Source organism: Sphingobium sp. B12D2B (assembly GCF_025961775.1).
In the GTDB taxonomy this organism is placed as follows: Bacteria; Pseudomonadota; Alphaproteobacteria; order Sphingomonadales; family Sphingomonadaceae; genus Sphingobium.
On sequence record NZ_JAOQOH010000001.1, the window covers coordinates 2,107,857 to 2,126,876 of the forward strand.

Genomic DNA, 19,020 nt, shown 5'->3' on the forward strand with positions numbered 1-19,020 from the left:
CCGTGCGCCATCCTAGCGTCAGCGGCGAAACACAGGCAATCATAGCAGGCCGTGGTTCAGGGATGTCGCATCCCGCCTGACTCGCTTGAGGGGGCCGGACAGGTGAGCGGAAGCGACGCCAAAGGGGGAGACGATTAATCGTCCACGGGCGCCCGGATCGGCAACGATCTGGGCGCTTAGTCTTTGTGGCGATCTTCCCCGCACGCCTAGCACCCGATTGTTGCCGGATGATGTCAGCGCGAGCGGCACCGCTTGGCTGTGCAAAAATCATGATCAGTCGCCTCACCTGCCCCTCTTGAAAGGGCATGGCGCGCGCATATCTCTGCCCTGTCCGGTCGCCCATGATGGGGATCGGCTGATGCACCGGGCGCCGACTTCGGGCCTGGCATCGCAGTTCAAACACGCTCCAATGGAGGATTTGATTATGCGTGGCTTTGATTTGACTCCCTATCGCCGCTCCACTGTCGGCTTCGATCGCCTGTTCGACCTTATCGAGAACAGCGCGCGCCTGCAGCAGACGGACAATTATCCGCCCTATAACATCGAGCGCCTTGATGAGGATCGCTATCGCGTGACGGTCGCCGTCGCCGGTTTCAAGGCGGAAGAAATCGACATCACGGCGCAGCAGAACCTGCTCCAGATCACTGGTCGCAAAGCCGAGGTCGCGGAGAGCGAGCGCGCCAATTATCTTCACCTCGGCATCGCGAACCGCAGCTTCGAGCGCCGGTTCGAGCTGGCCGACTTCGTGCGCGTCGAGCGCGCCGACCTCGCCGACGGCCTGCTCATCGTAGAGCTGGTCCGTGAGGTGCCGGATGCGATGAAGCCGCGCAAGATCGCCATTAACGGCAAGGGCGAGGTTATTGACCTCTCAAGCGACAAGAACGCCGCCTGATCCGTTTCAACCCTCTCTCACCAGTCGGAGAGATGAGCGCCCGGGGAGACCCGGGCGCTTTTTATGGCGCAAACTCGGCGCGCATCACTCCTCCAGCCGCCAGTGAATACGCTGGTTAAAGCCGCTCATCACGGGCTGGCCCAGCGCATCGCGCGCCGGCGTGTACCGCGCACGCGTCGTGATCATCTCGCATGAGGCCTTGTCCAGCACATCACGACCGCTGCTTTCCACCAGCCTGCGATCGGAAGGCTGGCCGGTCTCACCGACGGTGAAATGGATGACGGTCGCGTCTTCCCAGCCGTTACGCCGGGCGAGGATAGTCGACGGCTGGCACGGCTCCCTGCAGCCTGGCCCGCGTTGCTGGCGCTTTCAGGGCATCTTTTGCCGGATCATAAGGCGGCGGAACCTCGACATGCGCATAGTCGTCCTCGATCGCTTCGGGCGCGCCGAGGACCACCGCTTCCGCCAAGGCGCAACCGCTCACCCTGACCATATCGATAGCCGCACCAGAAGCATTGGCCCCTGCCCCATCTTGCGCTAATCGCGCGGCATGACTGATCGATCGCCTCTCGCTCGCCCCTTCCCCGCCCTCCCGGATATTGCCGGCGTGACGCCGCGCGTCGCCCGCGCCCGATACAAGCAATGGGATCGCTGCGACCTCACTTATGTGGAACTGGCGGAAGGCACCGCTGTGGCCGGCGTCTTCACCCGGAACGTCTGCTGCTCGACCGAGGTCGAGCTTGGCCGCGAAAGCGCCGCGCAGGGCAAGGCGCGCGCATTGATCGTCAATGCCGGAAACAGCAACGCCTTCACCGGTTTTCGGGGGCGCGAAGCCGTGGACCAGATTCGCGATCAGGTCGCCGGGCACCTGGGTTGCGCCGCCAGCGACGTGTTTGTGAGCTCGACCGGGGTGATCGGCGTGCCCCTGCCCCGCGACAAGGCCCGCGCTGGCGTCGAGGCGGCACTGGCCGCTACGCCCTGCACCTGGGAGCAGGCGGCCGAGACCATCGGCACCACCGACACTTTTGCCAAAGGTGCGACGACAAGCGCGGTGATCGGCGACAAGACCGTCCGCCTCTCCGGCATCATCAAGGGCTCGGGCATGATCGCACCTGATATGGCGACGATGCTGGGCTATATCTTCACCGATGCCGCCATCGCCCCCGATTTGCTCCAGCAGATGCTGAGCGCCGCCAACCGGCGCAGCTTCTCGTGCATCACCGTGGATGGCGACACCTCCACCAGCGACACCGTGCTGCTCTTCGCGACCGGCAAGGCCGGCAACGTCCCCCTTACGAGCACGGACGATGCCGGTGCCGACGCGTTTCAGGCGGCGCTCAATGACATCTGCACGCAGCTCGCGCAGCTGGTGGTGCGTGATGGCGAAGGGGCGCAAAAGTTCATCGAGGTGGAGGTGACCGGTGCCGTCAGCGACGAGAGCGCCCGGCGCATCGGACTCTCCATCGCCAATTCCCCGCTGGTGAAGACGGCAATCGCCGGAGAAGACGCCAATTGGGGCCGCGTAGTCATGGCGGTCGGCAAGGCCGGCGAGCCGGCGGATCGCGACAAGCTGGCCATCCGCTTTGCCGACAAATGGGTGGCGCAGGAGGGGCTTGCCGTGGACAGTTATGACGAGGCCCCGGTGGCAGCGCATCTCAAGGGGCAGGATGTCCGCATCGGTGTCGACCTTGGGCTGGGCACAGGCCGCGCGACCGTGTGGACCTGCGATCTCACCCATGGCTACATCTCGATCAACGCCGATTACCGGAGCTAAGCCTCATGAACAGCCTCAGCAGCGCCGTCAGCGCGCTCCTGCGTGATGTCGCGCGCGACGTTGTCCTGCCGCGCTACCAGAACCTTGCCAATCATGAGGTGGAGGAAAAGACGGTCGGCGAGCTGGTGACCATTGCCGACCGCGAAGCCGAGTTGCGCCTCAACGAGGGGCTGAGCCGCATCCTGCCCGAGGCGGGCCTTGTCGGCGAGGAAGCCTGCGCGACCGACCCCGGCCTTACTGAAAAGCTCGAAACCGGCCTCAACTGGGTGATCGATCCCATTGATGGGACAGCGAATTTCGCTTCCGGAAAGCCGCCCTTTGCCATCATGGTCGCGCTGGCCGATGCCGGCGTGATCCAGGCGGGCTGGATTCTTGATCCGCTGACCGGGCGCCTGTGCGAGGCCTCGCTCGGACAGGGGGCGTGGATCGATGGCGAACGGGTCGCGGCCAGGGAGAGCGGTGCGGATATCCCGGTCGCCGGACTGTCGGTGCTGTTCCTGAACCCCGCCGACCGGCAGGCGATGATCGACCGCGTCGAAGGCGAGTTCGCCATTGCCGACATTCCGCGCTGTGCCGGGGAGCAATATCCCCGCATCGTGCTGGGCGTGCATGATCTCGCGGCCTTCGAGCGCACCTTGCCTTGGGACCACGCTCCCGGCGCGCTGTTCGTCAACGAGGCGGGTGGCCGTGTCGCCCGCCCGGATAGCTCACCCTATCGGCTGGCGGCCGATCCGGGGCGCGGCCTGCTTGCGGCGGCGTCTCCGGCTCTGTGGGATCGCGCAGCGGCGGTTCTGTACGGTTAATCAATACCCAGCACAAAATGCTGTTTTTTAACGATAACTGAAAACAAAAAGGGCGCCGTTTGGCGCCCTTTCTTCGGTTCACCGCCAATGGTGGTCGGTTGCCTTACAGTTCGCCTTCGATCCAGCCCTTGAGCGCGCTCTTGGGGGCGGCACCAACCTTGGTGGCAGCCGGCGCGCCATTCTTGAACAGGATCATCGTGGGGATGCCGCGCACACCATAGCGAGTCGGCGCATCGGGATGGTCATCGATATTGAGCTTGGCGATGGTCACCTTCTCGCCCAGTTCCTCGCTGATTTCCTCCAGAGCGGGTCCGATCATCTTGCACGGGCCGCACCATTCCGCCCAGAAATCGACCAGAACGGGCTTGTCGGACGCAATCACGTCCTCATGGAAGCTGGCGTCGGAAATTGCCTTGGTAGCCATCGTCGAAACTCCTTCTGTCGAACGCCTATCTAGGTTGCCGAAGCGTCGGCCTCAAGGTCAGTGCTGCCCAACTTGTGCTCCTGTGCCAGCAAGGAGGGCTTGTGCGCGTCAAGCATGGCCGGTGGCAGATCGATGAGCCGGGGCGCCGCCGTGTAGAGCAGGCTGACCCGTTGCGGACGACTTGGGAAAATTTCGGCCATCGCAGCCGCATAGGCCGCCATCTGACGGACATGCGTCACAGGCAAATCTAGCGCATTGTCAGGGACATGCCGTCCGGTCTTGAAATCAACGATATGAACGAGATCATCCGTCACCAGCAACCGGTCCACTGTTCCCGCGATCACCTGCCCGGCCACCACGGCGGCGATTGGCGCCTCTGCAAGTGCGTCCGGGCCGAACAGCGCGGCATGGTCAGGGTCGTCCAGCACTGCGCTGACATGCGCGAGCAGGTCCGCGCGCATCCCGGCATCGGCCACGCCGGCACGCTCCAGCCAGCGCAGGGCGGCGGCGGAACGCTGGGCGGCCGGCAGATCCGGCAGACGCTCGAACAGCGCATGGAGAAGCCGCCCCCGCTCTGCCGCCGCACGCATGGCGGCATCCGGCGGTGGATTGGGCACATCATCCTCGACCAGTGCGGAGGGAGACAGCGGACGCGGCGGCCGTGCTTCCTGCGGCGCCGGTGCGCGCAGCCAGGCGGGCAGCGCGGGTTCTGCGCTGCTGGCGTCTGACTCGCGTACCTTCTTGGGCTTGGCTGGGGCGAGATCCGCCGGGCCCGACCAGCGCAGGGATTTGCCCCAGTCGGGCACGTCCGCATCGGCGGCCCCGAGCGTCCGCATCGCCAGATCGACGGCCTGATACCAGCTTTCGCGGGGCGGCTCGCCCTTGGCGCGGCTGCCGAGCGATCCGGTGACGATCAGCCGCTCTTCTGCGCGCGTGAGGCCGACATAGAGCAAGCGCCAATGCTCCTCCATGTCGAGCCGCTCGGCGGACTGCATGGCTTGTTCGATCGCCGGCGCGGCTTCGCCCTTGGCGGGGCGGATGAGCGGCAAGCGGGCGGCCTCGGTCACCGGCAGGCTCACGGCGTCGGCGCGGGGGCGCTGGCTGGGATCAAAGGCGGCATCGGCCAGAATGACGATGGGCGCCTCCAGCCCCTTGGCGCCATGCACGGTCATCACCCGCACCATGTCACCGCCCTCGCCCAGTTCGCGCTTGATGTCCGCGTCGCCACGGTCGAACCAGTCGATGAACCGCTGCAGCGAGGGATGATCGTCGGCCTCGAAGCCCAGAGCGACATTGAGCAGCTCGTCAATGGCATCGCGCGCTTCCTCGCCGAGCCGGGCGATCAGCTTGCGCCGACCGTCCATGGCGCCGGAGAGAATGGCCTCGAGATAGCGATAGGGCGTCGTGAAATCGGCCTGCCCCAGCAGCGTGCGCAGCGGGGCCTGAAGCTCCGCCGCCAACGTGGCCCGGACATGGCTCCACAGCGAGCCATCGCGCGGGACGGCGCGCGCCAGCAATTCATCCTGCGTCCAGCCGATCAGCGGCGAGACCAGCAGGTTGGCGAGATTGAGATCGTCTTCGGGCTGCACCGCAAAGCGCAGGGCCGCCAACAGATCGCGCACGGCGAGCGGGGCCTGAAGCCGCAGCCGGTCCACACCCGCCACCGGCACCCCCGCCTCATACAGCCGCGCGACGATCAGCCGGGAGAGCGCGCTGCGGCTACGGAGCAGGATCAGCACATCGCCGGCGCGCGCCGGGCGACCTTGCGTGGCCAGCGGCGTGCCGATCATGCCCTTGACCAGCCGCGCGATCTTCTCGGCATGGCGGCGCTGGTGATCGGCCAGCCAGTCTTCCTCTCCCTCGCCGGCAGTCTCGTCAGCCTCGCCGTCCTCATCGCTCTCGCTCGGCAGCAATGAGGTCGGCGGAAGCAGCAGCACCTCGCCGGGATGCTGGCGGGCGGCCTGATGGGGGGCGGACGGCGACTCCAGCCCCAGGCGATCATGCCCCACCGCGTCCAGCACCGCGTCGACGACATCGAGCACGGCCGGCATGGAGCGGAAGCTGCGGGCCAAAGGCAATTCGGCGAAGGGGTGGCCGACGCGCTCGGTTGCCTCGCGGAAGCGCTGCAGGGCGCTGGAAAAGGCCTCGGGACTGGTGCCCTGAAAGCCGAAGATCGCCTGCTTGGTATCGCCCACCACGAACAGGGTGCGCAGCCGCGCCTGCTCGTCGGGCTCAACCTCGAGGAACTCCTCGACGATGGACCAGACGATGTCCCACTGCGCGTCATTGGTGTCCTGCGCCTCGTCCACCAGGATATGGTCGACCTGCTGATCGAGCTTGTAGCGGATCCAGTCCGCCATGCCGGGCTGGATGAGCAGCGCGCTCGCGCGGCCGATCAGATCATCGAAATCGACAGCGCCAGCCTGTCGCTTGGCCTTGGCATAGGCCCGCGCATAAGCACGGCCCGCCGTCAGTCCCTGCGCCGCCGTGCGCGCGAAGGCGGCTTGCTTGCGCAGATCGAGCAGAGCCTTGATCGCCGCGCCGCACGCGCTGGCGAGATCGACATAATCCGGCTCGGCTTCCAGCAGGTTCTTGTTGGCGCGGTTCTTGACCTCGCCTTCCTTGGTGAGCAGCACGCCGAGCAGGTCCGCCAGTCCCTCGGCGCGCTGGACCTCGGAGCCGCTTAGCCAAGCCGCGATCATATCAGCGCACGCTAGGCCGGATTTGGCACCCCATGCACCATTGGCCCGCGCGACGGCCTGCAACGCGGCCACCGGAAACACGCCCTCGGCGCAGCGATCCGCCAGATGCGCATCGATGTCGCCATCCGGCAGGTCGAGGAAGGCAAGGAGGAAGCCCGCCAGATCTTCCGGCAACATCTCCAGCAGTTGCGCCGCGGGCACGCAGCGCGCGAGATAGGCCTGCGTGCCTTCCTCGCCCAGCCGCAGGGCCAGCATCTCCAGCGCCGCCAGCACCGGATCGTCCTGCGCCTGCCCGGCCTCCTCGATCATCGCGATCAACGCACGCCGGGCCAGCTCGCCCTGCCCGCGCTCGTCGAGCGGGCGGAACCCGGGGACCAGCCCGGCCTCCAGCGGGAAGGCGGCGAGCAGCGCCTGACAGAAGCTGTGGATGGTCTGGATGCGCAGCCCGCCGCCGGTCGCATCCAGCACGCGCGCGAACAGCAGGCGGGCGCGGGCGATCGCCTCCGGCCCCGGATCCTCGCCGAGCGCCACGAGATCGCGCGCCACATCGACCGATTGCCCCTGCACCCAGCGGGCAAGCCGGCTGTGGACGCGCTCGGCCATTTCCGCCGCGCCAGCCTTGGTGAAGGTCAGGCACAAGATGCGCTCGGGCGCGACGCCGCTCAGCAGCAGCCGCAGCACCCGCGCCGACAGCACGGCGGTCTTGCCGGTGCCGGCAGAGGCGCGCACCCAGCGATGGGCAGCGGGGTCCGAGGCGCTGGCCTGCTCGTGCGTCAGCCGGTTGAGTTCGCCCGCCTCAGCCATGGCTCACCTCCGGCAGGGGCTCGGCCCGCCGATCCCGCGCGAACCACTCATCCAGTCGCATGAGCTGGTCATAGTCGGTAAACACGGGCGCATCGCTGTGCGGGCGTGCGGCGAATGGCTCGTCGCCTATCAGCCAGCGCGCTACGGCATCATCGAAGAAGCCGGCGACCATCGCCAGGAAGTCTGCGGTCACGATCCGCTTGTAGCTGCCCTTGGGGTCGGTCAACGGACGCTTGAAGCCGAAATTGCCATCCGTGCCCTTGCCGAGCTTCCAATATTCAAAGGCGCTCACATCCGATCCGGCGGCAAGACCCGCTTCCTTGGCGAACCCGCCGGCCTGCGCGATCAGCCCCAGCAAACCGAGCTGGAGCGAGAAACCGGCCTTCACCTGCTTGACCGAGGCGGTCGCGCCGCTCTTGTAATCGACAATGGCGAGTGTGCCGTCTGCAAACCGGTCGATCCGGTCCGGCTTGCCGCGCAGGGTCACGCCTGCCCGCTCGATGCGGCCCCATTTTTCGCCGAACAGCACCTCGCGCCCCTGCCCGGCCTGATCGCGCACCGCGCTCGCCACCCAGTCCAGCGCGGCCAGTAAACGCGGCTGCCAGAGCGTCTTGAGCAGCGGATGGGCTTGCGCCTGCGCGATCATCTCTTGCGCCAGCGCGGAGAGCCGCGCGGGATCGTGCCCGCCTTCTTCCATCCAGCGCTGGAGGACATCATGCGCGCGGGTGCCGCGCCAAGCCGGGCCGGGATCGGCATCCACGACGTCCAGCGGCGCCAGACGCAGAATGCGCGCGGCGTAGAACGCATAGGGATCGGCCCGCAAGCGATCGACATCGGTGACGGCGATCTCGCGCGGGCGCAGGTCGACGCGGGGGCGAGGTGCAGGCGCGCGATAGGCCGGCGCAGGAGCATCGGGCCGGTCGATGGCCCGTGCCAGCGCGATCAGCCTGTCATCCTCCACCCAGCGCGCGCCGGTCATGGCCTTGAGCCGCAGCCAGAAGCGCGAGGCGACGGTTGGCGCAGAGGCATCCCGCCGCGCGCGGGAGAGGAGCACCTGCGGCGCGCCCAGCCCATTGGCGAAATCATGCGCGGAGAGGCCGATGCGATAATCCAGCCCCGGCAGGCCAAGCGCGCGGCGGATGCGCGGGGCGAGCCATGGGTCAGGCGATGGCAGGCCGGGCCAGACGCCTTCATTGAGGCCGGCGAGGATCATCCGATCGGCCTGCTGCAGCCGCGCTTCCAGCAAGCCCAGGATCTGCAGGCGCGGGTGACCGCCCTGCGGGGGACGCACGGCCTGCCCGCCGAGGATCTGCGCGAGCATCCCCACGAAGCCGGCGCCATCCGCGCGCGCCGGCCCTTGCGGTGCTGCGGCTTCCGCATCGCCCAGGCATTGCGCGGCGGCATGGCCCTGATGACCGGCCCAGACGCGCTCCTCCGTCAGGGCCGAGGCTGCCTCGCGAACGGCGGCGAACAAGGCGGGCAGGCTCTGCTCACCGGCAAAGGCGACCTCCAGAGGCGCCAGCAGTGCCACGACCTGCGCCCACCAGGGACGCAGCGATTCCCTCATCGCCTGCTGCCGGCCGCCCTTCTCCGCGAGCAAGGCGGTGACACCGGCCAATCCCGCCGCCGGCCGGGGGCCGCGCAGCACCAGATCGAGGCGGCGCACCGATTCCAGCCACGCCAGCCGCTCGTCGCCGGCCATCACCAGCGGATGCTTGAGCAGGGCGAGCAGCGGCACCGGCGCGAACTGTTCCGCCCCGGCCTGCACCAGCGCCAGCAGCAGCGTGCCGGGCGGAAGCTGGGAGAGCGGGCGGCCGGCGCTGTCATCCGCCTCGATCCCCCAGCGGCGCAGATGTGCGGACACGCGCGTCGCGAGTGTGCGATCCGGCGTCACGAGCGCGGCCGTGCGCCCTTCCGTCTCCACCGCCTCGCGCAGGGCGATGGCGATGGCCTGCGCCTCCTCCGCCGGGTTCGCCGCCTCGATGGCGCGCACATCCTTGAGCGAGCGCTGCGCGGTCGGCACATCCGGCCAGCCCCCGGTGAGCAAGGCAGGTAGCAGGGCGTTGCTGATCGCCTTGCCCCGTGCGGCGCGGGCATCATGCTCGCTGCCCCAGCGCCAGAGCGCCACCTCGGCCCGGTGGGCATCCATCCGCTCCAGCAAAAGCTTGAGCGCGAATTGCGGGTGCGATTCATTGGCGGGGGGCGGCAGATCGCGCCCCGGCTCGGGCCGCGCGACGGGGCCAATCGCATCCCATTGCTCATCCGAGAGATTCTGATCCAGATCGGGCAGCACCACCGCACCACGCGGCAGGCCGGCGACCGTCTTGAGCAGCCCGGCCACCGCTGGCGCATTGGTGACGATACCCGCGGCAACCACGAAGCGCTCCGGCGGCACCTCGCGCCAGCGGGCCGCGACATGATCGAGCAGGCGATTGCGCCGCTCGGCCGTGTCGATCAGCCCGCGCGCGGTCAGTTCCTGCTGCCACTGGGCCGCCAATGCATCGAAATCGCTGAACGCGGCTTGCCAGTGGTGCGAGAGGTCATCGGGCTGCAGCGCCTTGAGATCGGCCAGCGCCTTGCGCTCGACGGTGAGCTGATCGAAAGCGGCCGCCAGCGCCGTCGCCAGCCGCCAGCCCTCGCCCGTTTCCAGCCGCTCGCCGCGACGCGCGCGCTGATCGATCACCAGCCGGGTCAGGATCATCAGCCGCGCGGCCGGCGCGATGGCTTGCGGAATATCCGCTTCCGCCCCGATCGGGCTGAGCGCGCTGCCCAGCGCTTCGTCCAAATCGATATCGCCGATGGGCACCAGCCTCGGCAGCAGCAGCCCGTTGCCGGACGCGCGCACGAACGCATCGCGCACCGCCCGCACCGCACGATTGTTCGGCAGCAATATGATCCCGCGCGCCAGCGCCAGCCCGCCATCACGCCCACCATGCTGGGCGAGCAGCCCGGCGGCGAGCGCATCCGAAAATGCCCGGTGAGCGGGGATGGTAAAGAGGGCCGGCGCGCGGCGCTCAGCCATCGGCCAATCCTGCCTCGACCAGCGGAATCGCCTGCGGGGTGCCGACATCGAACCATTGGCCGCCATGGCTGAGGCCAAAGGCGCGGCCCTGTTCGATCGCACGGTCCCAGAAAATATTGGTCGAGAAGACCTCGCCTGGCGGATCGCGCACCAGCCGCGGCGAGAGGATTTGCACCCCGGTAAAGACGAAGGGCGCCACGCGACCGGGCTTGCGGCGGCTCAGGCGGCCATTGGCCTCCATGTGGAAATCGCCAAGGCCACGATGACCGGTGGCGCGGGCATGCGGGACGAGCAGCAGCAGCGCATCCATCGCATCGTCATCCCAGCGGTCCGCCAGCGCGCGGATGGAATCGAACGGCCCGTTGATCCACAGATTGTCGCTGTTCGCGCAAAGAAAGGGCTTGTCGCTAAGCAGCGGCAGCGCCTTGACGAGGCCGCCGCCGGTTTCCAGCAACCGGGCGCGCTCATCGGAGACAGGATAGCTCGCACCCGTTCGCCGGGCACGCGACTCCAGATGCGCCTCGATGGGCCCGGCAAGATAATGGACGTTCACCACCGTGCGACGGATGCCGGCATCCTCGATGCGATCGAGCGCATGATCCATGAGCGGCTGGCCGGCGACGCGGATCAGCGGCTTGGGCCGTGTGGCCGTGAGCGGACGCATCCGCTTGCCGAGGCCAGCGGCCATCAGCATCGCCGTCTCAAGCGTGGTGCTCATTGCGCGGATTGCCCCGCATCGAGCTGGCCCCGCGCCGAGGCGGGCACATTCTGCGCGAACCAGTCGGCCACGGGCGCCAGCGCGGGATGGGCGAGATCGCGCTCCAGCAGCCCCCACATGCGCGGCAGGAAATCGAGATAGCGCGGCTTTCCGTCGCGCTTCCACAGCCGCGTGAAAATGCCGATGATCTTGGCATTGCGCTGGGCACCCAGCACCGCATAAGCCGCCTCGAAATCCGGCGAGACTTTCGCGCGCGCCTGATAATGCGCCAGCATTGCCTGCTCCACGGCCGGGCTCACATCCCGCCGGGCATCCTGCAGCAGCGAGACGAGGTCATAGGCCGGGTGGCCCGCCAGCGCGTCCTGAAAGTCCAGCAGACCGAGCCCATGCGAGCGCGCATGGTCCGGCAGCAGCATGATGTTCTCGGCATGATAATCGCGCAGCACCGTCACCACTGGCGCGACATCCTGCTCGGCAATGGGGAGCACCTTGTCCCACGCTGCGGTGTATCCCGACGCATCGACCGCAAGCCCTGCCGCCGGAGCGAACCATTCGGTCAACAGCGCTGCCTCACGCTGGAAGACGGCGCGGTCATAAGGCGCGAGGCCACTCTGGGCCGGCTGCTCATGAAGATCGACGAGAAGGTCCACGGCGCGGGTGTAGATCGCCATTTCCTCGGCCGGCGCGGCATCCAGATGCTCGCGCACCCGCGCATCGCCGAAATCCTCGAGCAGAACGAGGCCCGGCGTCAGATCCCGCGCCAATATGGCGGGCGCCGCGAATCCGCTTTCGCACAGCCACTCGCCCACGCTGATGAACGGGCGCGGATCTTCGTGCGGCGGCGGGGCGTCCATCAAAATGGCGCGACGATCACCCTCGACCACGCGGAAATAGCGCCGGAACGAGGCGTCACCGGCAAGCGGCAGGATCTCGGCCCCTTCCCATCCGGCTTGATCGAGAAACGGGCGCGCGCTTGGCGGCGGGATCATGTGACTGGCCATCGGCTCTCCCAAACGCGCGGCACCCGCGCTGTCAAGCGGCGCGTGCTGTCCGCCAAAATGTCGATTTGCAGGGCGAGGGCAATGGCATCGTAGCGCCCCGCCAGCCGATCGGGCCATTCGATCGCCAACGCGCCATCTTCGAGCCATTCGTCCAACCCGAGTTCGCCGAGATCACCCGCATCCTCTATACGATAGAGATCGACATGGCCCACAGGCAGACGCGTCTCGGGCGGCTCATAGCCCTGCAGGATGGCGAAGGTCGGGCTCGGCACATCGCCTTCATGCCCAAGGCCCCTGAGCAGGCCGCGGGCGAGCGTCGTCTTGCCGGCGCCCAGCCCGCCGGTGAGCGTGATCACATCGCCGGGCCGCAACTTTGCGCCCAAAGCTGCCCCGAAATCGGCGAGCGCGTCTGCTGAGGAGAAGGCAAGGGCACGATCGGACACGCCATCATTCTCCGCGCGGCAGAGTGAGCGTGACGCTGGTCCCCTGCCCCGGCTCGGAGACGAGATCGACGCTGCCGCCATGCGCTTCCACGAACTGGCGCACCAAGGGCAGTCCGAGCCCCTGATTGGCCCCATCGCCGTGACGCCCGAACCGCACGAAAACGTCGAACAGATGCGCCTGTGTCTTAGCATCGATGCCCGGGCCGTCATCGGACACGATGATGCGCACCACGTCCGGCGCGGGCTGCACATGCACAAGCACCCGCCCGCCCCGGCTCACGAAACTCACGCCATTATCCACCACATGGGCGAGAGCCTGCCGCAGCCGGCGCTCGTCGCCCGACACGGTGCCCGGCTCCTGCTCGAACGACATGTCGACCGTCACGTCGCGCGAGTCCGCCTTGTCGCTCAGGCCCTCGACCACCTGCCGCACCATCGCGGCCACATCGATATCGCGCCTCTCGATAGGCAAGCCGCCCGCTGCACCCTGAGTCAGGTCCAGCACATTATCGATCAGCCGCGTCAGCCGCGTCGTTGCCGTCATGATGGCATTCACATAATCGCGCGACTGGGCGCTCAATTCGCCCGCATAGCCGGCTTCCATCATCTCGGCGAAGCCGACGATCGAGGTGAGCGGCGTGCGCAACTCGTAGCTCATGTTGGAGACAAACGCGGTCTTCACCCGGTCCGCATCCTCCAGCGCCTCATTGCGGTCCCGCAGGGCCTGCTCGATGTGGCGGCTGTCGGTGGTGTCGAGCATGGTGAACAGCGCGTTGCCGTCCGGCAGCGGGATGGCCGCGAACTCGAAGAAGCGCCCGTCGGCAAAGGCGATGCGTCCCCCCCGCTGGCGGCGCTCCATCGTCGCCGCGCGGATGAGTTGATGGACAAGGCCTGCCTGTTCGGGTCGCGCCAGGCGATCCGCCAGCGCCGACATGAGTTCATCGACGCGCGGATGCGCCGCCATGGTTGTGTCGGGCACCGACCAGATCTTAGTGAAGCGGCTGTTCCACAGATGCAGACGACCGTCGGAGGCGAACACGGCAATCGCCTCGAACAGATTGTCGAGCGTGGCCGTGCGCACCCGCAGCAGGGTATCGCGCGCCGAGGCCAACTGGACATGCTCGGTACGGTCCTCGAAGATGACCAGCAGGCCGCCATCGGGCAGCGGCTGGGCGTAGACGCGCAGATGCACGCCATCGCGCAGGCGCCACTGCTCCTCATGCGCGGAGGGCGAGAGGAACCAGTTGCGGCGCTCCTGCCGCCACGCGCGGAAATCCGGTGTGTCGGGCACCTGCCCGCTGTCCCGCATGGCATCCAGCACGCGGTCAAAATGGGTATCGAACGCCGCTGTCTCCGGCGTCAGGCCGAACAGGCTGAGGAAGGGCTGATTGCAGAACTGCAGCAGTTGATTGGCACCGAACTGGACGACGCCGGCCGACAGCCTGTCCAGCATGTCCCGGTTGGCCTGCGAGAGGTGGCGCAGTTCGGCCCGCACCTCCTCCAGCTCCTGCATGTCGATCGCGTAACCTGCAACGCCCGAGGGGCCGAGCGGGACATCGACGACCTTCATCAACCGGCGCTTGCCATCGATGGTGACCGGCAGCATCCGGGCGGTTGGGGCCTTGCGCGCGGCGGCATTGGCAGCGGATGCGCGCGGGGAAATGCCGTCGACCGCTTCGACAAGCTCAATGCCCTGCTCGATGACATCCTGCGCGGACTTTCCGTCCACCGCCTTCACATAGGCGCTGTTGACCAAGCTGATCTGATGATCGGCGCCGCGATGCCAGACCGGCATGGGCGCCGCCTCGATCACACCCGATAGCGCATCGAGGGCCTGGCGATACTGCCCGACCTGCCCGCGCAGCTCCTGGATCTGCGCGAAGCTGTCAGTCGTGTCGAAGACCCAAAGCACCACCGTGCCGGCCTTGCCGAGCCGCGTGCCCACCGGACCGCCACGCACGAGCAGCATCCGGTCCGACCCGTTGACCCGCACCGGTAGCGTAAAGGGTCGGCCGCCCTGCTGCGCTGCTGCGATCTCCGCCGCGAGCGCGCGGGCATGATCCGGCTCCAGGCCGCCATCTGCATCCAGTAGCGCATCAAGGTCGGTGGGCGCCGTCTCACGGCCGAGCCATGCGGCCAGCCTGTCCGGCGCATCCAGCTTGCCATCGGGGCGAATGAGCAGGGGGACGGCGGGAGCAGAGTTGAGCAGATCGACCAGTTGCGCGGCGTGCGTGCGCGCCAGCGCCGCCTTGCGCCGCATCGAGAGGCCGGTGAACAGCGCCCAGACCGCCAGCACCAGCCACACGGCCAGCACGGCACCCACGATCAGCGGAAAGAACGGGACATTGGCAATCACGGGAGTGGATTACGGGCCAATCCACCCTGAGACAAGGTCGGCTTGCGCCTTCTTTGGCGTTGGCCGGATAAGAAACGGAACCGGCGCCCTCAGAGCGCCGGGCCGTCCTTCGTCACCGTCCAGGTCTGGCCCTGGCTCACCAGCTTCTGCAGGTCCGGCGTCTTGCCCTTGGCCAGCAGCGCGTTCTGCTCCACCACCGCCTGCTCGAAGCTCGCCTTGGGGGCATCGTAGAGCACGCCCAGCGCCATCGGGAACAGGCCGAAGGGCATTTCCACCAGCATGTGCGCCACGGCGCGGTTGGTGACGTCATGGACGATCACGCCGGCTGCCTGCCAGTCCCCATCGACCACATCCACGACCTTGAGCGTCAGCGCGTCACGGTCGAGTGCGATGCCCTTAGCGCCCTTATCGAAAAGGAGCGGCTTGCCATGCTCCACCCAGAGCTGGCCGATATCGGCATTCTTCTTCTCGGTGAAGTCGGCGAACACATCCTTGTTGTACACGATGCAGTTCTGGAAAATTTCCACGAACGCCGCGCCCTTGTGCTCATAGGCGGCCTTGAGCACGTCCGGCAGCTGCTTGGACACGTCATAGGCCCGCGCAATGAAGCGGGCGCCCGAGCCGAGCGCGAAGGCGCAGGGCCGGGCCGGATGGTCCACCGAACCGAATGGCGTCGACGGGCTCTTGGTTCCCTCCCGGCTGGTCGGCGAGTACTGCCCCTTGGTGAGGCCGTAGATCTCGTTGTTGAACAGCAGGATCTGGCAATCGAGGTTGCGACGCAGGATATGCATCGTGTGGTTGCCGCCGATGGAGAGGCCGTCGCCGTCGCCAGTAACGATCCACACGTCCAGCTCCGGATTGGCCAGCTTCACGCCAGTCGCCACCGCCGGCGCGCGGCCGTGGATGGTGTGGAAGCCGTAGCTCTCGACATAATAAGGAAAGCGCGATGAGCAGCCGATGCCCGAAACGAACACGGTGTTCTTCGGGTCCGCGCCCAATTGCGGCAGCGTACGCTGCACGGCCTTGAGGATGGCATAGTCACCGCAGCCGGGGCACCAGCGCACCTCCTGATCGGTCTCCCAGTCCTTGAGGCTGGTCTCGACGCGCGGCTTGGTCAATGTGGTCATGTCGTTCATGCGAGCATCCCCTCGATGGCCGCCTCGATTTCCGCGATGCGGAAGGGCTGACCCGAGATCTTGTTGAGCGGGCGGGCATCCAGCAGATACTGGTCGCGCAGCACGGTCTTGAGCTGACCGGTGTTCATCTCCGGCACGAGAATCTTCTCATAGCCGGCGAGCAGCTCACCCAGATTTTCCGGCAGCGGCCAGATATGGCGGATGTGGATGTGCGAGACATCCAGCCCCTTGCGCCGGGCGCGCCGGACCGCCTGATGGATCGGGCCGTAGGTCGAGCCCCAGCCGACGACGACGAGCTTGCCGCTCTCCTCGCCCAGCGACACATCTTGCCGCACGCCCTTGGCGATGCCCAGCACCTTGTCGCGGCGCAGTTCGGTCATCGCCTGGTGATTGGCCGGCGCATAATTGATGTGGCCGGTGTTCACTTCCTTCTCGATGCCGCCGATGCGGTGCATGAGATCGGGCGTGCCCGGCTTGATCCACGGCCGCGCAAGCTTCTCATTGCGGGCATAAGGCTTGAGGCCGCCTTCCGGCACCGCATCCTGAAACTTCACCGGGAACGGCGTGTAGCCGCTCATATCCGGCACCTTCCACGGCTCGGCGGCATTGGCGATATAGCCGTCGGTCAGCAGCATCACCGGCGTCATATATTCGATGGCGATCCGGCAGGCCTCGATGGCGCAATCGAACGCATCGGCGGGCGAGCGCGCGGCAATGACCGGCATCGGCGCGTCGCCATTGCGGCCGTAGACGGCCTGATAGAGGTCGGATTGCTCGGTCTTGGTCGGCAGGCCCGTGGACGGACCGCCACGCTGTGAGTTCACGATCACCAGCGGCAGCTCGGTCATGATCGCAAGGCCCATCGCCTCGCCCTTGAGCGCGATGCCGGGGCCGGACGAGCTGGTGACGCCCAGCGAACCGGCATAGCTCGCGCCAATCGCGCTGGCGATCGCGGCAATCTCGTCCTCGGCCTGGAACGTCGTCACGCCATATTCCTTGAGGCGCGAGAGATGATGCAGGATCGAGCTGGCCGGCGTGATGGGATAGCCGCCGAAGAACATCGGCAGGCTGGCCAACTGTGCGCCCGCGACGAGACCGAGCGAGATCGCTTCGGCGCCCGTCACCGTGCGATACAGGCCCTCGGGGGCCGGCGCCGGCGCGACATGGAGTTGCTTGAGCGGCGCGGCCAGCTCGGCGGTCTCGCCATAGGCATGGCCGGCATTGAGCGCGGCGATGTTGGCATCAGCGATTTCCGGCGCCTTGGCGAACTTGGCCTTCAGCCAGTCGATGATCGGCTGGCGGCTGCGGTCGAACATCCACAACGCCAGACCGAGCGTCCACATATTCTTGGAGCGCAGCGCTTCCTTGTTGCCAAGGCCGAAGGGCTTCACGCTTTCCAGCGTCAGCGCGGAAATATCGAACGCCAGCACCTGCCAGCGCGCCAGCGAGCCATCCTCCAGCGGATTGCTCTCATATTTCGCCTTGGCGAGATTGCGCTCGTTGAACTCGCCGGTGTCGGCGATGATGAGTCCTCCGGGCTTCAAATCAACGACGTTGGTCTTGAGCGCAGCCGGGTTCATCGCGATCAGGATATCGGGCGCATCGCCCGCCGTCGTGATCTCGGACGAGCCGAAATTGATCTGGAACGCCGAAACGCCGAACAACGTGCCCTGCGGCGCGCGGATTTCCGCCGGAAAATCGGGGAAGGTCGCAAGGTCATTGCCTGCCAGCGCGGTAGACAGGGTGAACTGCCCGCCGGTGAGCTGCATGCCATCGCCACTGTCTCCGGCAAAACGGACGACAACGGCTTCGGGCGCAGCCTCTTCGCTGCTGTGAATTATGGTCGATGTGGGTGCGGCAGATGCCATGCTCAGACTCTAGTAATGCAGTGGTTGCATCGCCCCTAGTCCGTCGAGCCCAGCCGAGCAAAGTAGAAAAGCTGCGCGCGACAGAGCATTGCCTTTTTCTCTCCGGCTTGCCATCGCGGCCGTGAACATATTTTAACGGATGAAATCGCGACCTCGTCATGACCAAGATCGACCCCGCCTCTCTCCCCTATCGCCCCTGCGTCGGCATCATGCTGGCCAACCGTCAGGGCGAGGTGTTCGTAGGTCAGCGACTCGATTCCAAGGAAGGCGACGCCTGGCAGATGCCGCAGGGCGGCATCGACAAGGGCGAGACGGCAGAGCAGGCACTGCTGCGCGAACTGGGCGAGGAAACCGGCATTGCGGCCGATCTCGTCGACATCATCGCCCGCTCGACCGAAGAGCATCTTTACGATCTGCCCGAAGAGCTGATGGGCCGGCTGTGGGGCGGCAAATATCGCGGCCAGACGCAACGCTGGTTCCTGCTACGCTTCAAGGGCGAGGACAGCGATATCGACATTGCCACCGAGCATCAGGAGTTCATGGCGTGGCAGTGGGTCACGTCCGACCGGCTGGTGGATCTGATCGTGCCGTTCAAGCGCCCGGTCTATCGCGCCGTCGTGCAGGAATTTGCGCACCTGCTCTAAAAATCGGGGCCGGCAGGCACGCCGGCACCGTCCCATCCTGAAACAACTGCAGCACGCGCCCGCCGCCTGCGATTGCGCATGGTTAACGCGATCCTTACCTTTGCATCTCGCCCTTCGGACTCGCGATGCACAGGACCAGAGATGCGCAAGATCGCCCGCCTCTTCACCATTCGCACCAAGTTCGAGGCCTATCTCGCGATCTTCGGCGTCGCGATGGGCGCGACCGCGCGGGGGGCCCATTATCTTGAGATCTATCCCGGCTTTCCGGGCTATCTGCTCTACGCCAGCTGCTGCGGCGCGGTGATGATCGTGGGCGGCCTGATGATCGATGGGGTGACCCTCAAGCAGACCTACTGCCACTGACGCCAAGGCGCACCCAGTTCGGCCATGTCTTGCGCTCGATTGTTGAACCGTGAATAGGTTTGCGATCCGC

15 protein-coding genes are annotated in these 19,020 nt (G+C 66.8%); 5 read left to right on the plus strand and 10 right to left on the minus strand.

The genetic code is table 11. The features are described 5' to 3' along the window. The first annotated feature begins 424 nt into the window (after positions 1 to 424). Positions 425 to 892, plus strand: coding sequence for an Hsp20 family protein (locus M2335_RS10010; protein WP_181559518.1), 468 nt, complete (start codon positions 425 to 427; stop codon positions 890 to 892). A gap of 84 nt (positions 893 to 976) precedes the next feature. Here M2335_RS10010 and M2335_RS10015 read toward each other — a convergent pair whose 3' ends face one another. Next, positions 977 to 1,210, minus strand: a complete 234-nt coding sequence (locus M2335_RS10015; protein WP_264595396.1) for an energy transducer TonB — start codon at positions 1,208 to 1,210, stop codon at positions 977 to 979. Positions 1,211 to 1,442: 232 nt separating this feature from the next. Here M2335_RS10015 and argJ point away from each other — a divergent pair, with 232 nt between their 5' ends. Together argJ and M2335_RS10025 are read left to right on the plus strand one after the other, a co-directional pair. After that, positions 1,443 to 2,666 carry a bifunctional glutamate N-acetyltransferase/amino-acid acetyltransferase ArgJ gene (gene argJ / locus M2335_RS10020; protein ID WP_264594589.1) on the plus strand — a complete coding sequence of 408 codons (1,224 nt, stop codon included), beginning with the start codon at positions 1,443 to 1,445 and terminating at the stop codon, positions 2,664 to 2,666. A 5-nt stretch (positions 2,667 to 2,671) separates the two neighbouring features. Continuing rightward, a complete protein-coding gene (locus M2335_RS10025) occupies positions 2,672 to 3,469 on the plus strand; it encodes an inositol monophosphatase family protein (protein ID WP_264594590.1) in 798 nt (265 codons plus the stop codon). Positions 3,470 to 3,572: 103 nt separating this feature from the next. Here the strand turns inward: M2335_RS10025 and trxA are convergent, their stop codons facing one another. The 9 genes from trxA to M2335_RS10070 form a co-directional block, all read right to left on the minus strand. Next, on the minus strand, positions 3,573 to 3,893 hold the full coding sequence (gene trxA, locus M2335_RS10030; RefSeq protein ID WP_181559514.1) for a thioredoxin: 321 nt from the start codon (positions 3,891 to 3,893) through the stop codon (positions 3,573 to 3,575). 29 nt (positions 3,894 to 3,922) lie between these two features. Further along, on the minus strand, positions 3,923 to 7,399 hold the full coding sequence (gene addA / locus M2335_RS10035; RefSeq protein ID WP_264594591.1) for a double-strand break repair helicase AddA: 3,477 nt from the start codon (positions 7,397 to 7,399) through the stop codon (positions 3,923 to 3,925). Next, positions 7,392 to 10,421 carry a double-strand break repair protein AddB gene (addB, locus tag M2335_RS10040; protein ID WP_264594592.1) on the minus strand — a complete coding sequence of 1,010 codons (3,030 nt, stop codon included), beginning with the start codon at positions 10,419 to 10,421 and terminating at the stop codon, positions 7,392 to 7,394. Before addB ends, addA begins: the two co-directional genes overlap by 8 nt. Continuing rightward, positions 10,414 to 11,139 carry a nucleotidyltransferase family protein gene (locus M2335_RS10045; protein ID WP_264594593.1) on the minus strand — a complete coding sequence of 242 codons (726 nt, stop codon included), beginning with the start codon at positions 11,137 to 11,139 and terminating at the stop codon, positions 10,414 to 10,416. The genes addB and M2335_RS10045 overlap by 8 nt, the downstream gene beginning before the upstream one ends. Then, entirely contained in the window at positions 11,136 to 12,128 is a 993-nt protein-coding gene (locus M2335_RS10050; protein ID WP_264595397.1) for an aminoglycoside phosphotransferase family protein, read from the minus strand. Before M2335_RS10050 ends, M2335_RS10045 begins: the two co-directional genes overlap by 4 nt. Continuing rightward, the gene (gene tsaE / locus M2335_RS10055; RefSeq protein ID WP_264594594.1) at positions 12,125 to 12,583 is read right to left on the minus strand and encodes a tRNA (adenosine(37)-N6)-threonylcarbamoyltransferase complex ATPase subunit type 1 TsaE; all 459 of its coding nucleotides are present in this window, start codon (positions 12,581 to 12,583) and stop codon (positions 12,125 to 12,127) included. The genes M2335_RS10050 and tsaE overlap by 4 nt, the downstream gene beginning before the upstream one ends. A gap of 4 nt (positions 12,584 to 12,587) precedes the next feature. Continuing rightward, positions 12,588 to 14,936 carry a PAS-domain containing protein gene (locus tag M2335_RS10060; RefSeq protein ID WP_413716140.1) on the minus strand — a complete coding sequence of 783 codons (2,349 nt, stop codon included), beginning with the start codon at positions 14,934 to 14,936 and terminating at the stop codon, positions 12,588 to 12,590. Positions 14,937 to 15,028: 92 nt separating this feature from the next. Beyond that, complete coding sequence (locus M2335_RS10065; protein ID WP_264594595.1) at positions 15,029 to 16,075, minus strand: 2-oxoacid:ferredoxin oxidoreductase subunit beta; 1,047 nt, start codon at positions 16,073 to 16,075, stop codon at positions 15,029 to 15,031. Next, complete coding sequence (locus M2335_RS10070; protein WP_264594596.1) at positions 16,072 to 17,943, minus strand: 2-oxoacid:acceptor oxidoreductase subunit alpha; 1,872 nt, start codon at positions 17,941 to 17,943, stop codon at positions 16,072 to 16,074. The genes M2335_RS10065 and M2335_RS10070 overlap by 4 nt, the downstream gene beginning before the upstream one ends. 158 nt (positions 17,944 to 18,101) lie before the next feature. Between M2335_RS10070 and M2335_RS10075 the strand changes: the two genes are divergently transcribed. Beyond that, positions 18,102 to 18,587: an RNA pyrophosphohydrolase gene (locus M2335_RS10075; RefSeq protein WP_181559507.1), complete on the plus strand. Its 486-nt coding sequence runs from the start codon at positions 18,102 to 18,104 to the stop codon at positions 18,585 to 18,587. A 141-nt stretch (positions 18,588 to 18,728) separates the two neighbouring features. Continuing rightward, the gene (locus M2335_RS10080) at positions 18,729 to 18,950 is read left to right on the plus strand and encodes a hypothetical protein (protein ID WP_264570155.1); all 222 of its coding nucleotides are present in this window, start codon (positions 18,729 to 18,731) and stop codon (positions 18,948 to 18,950) included. Positions 18,951 to 19,020 lie beyond the last annotated feature (70 nt).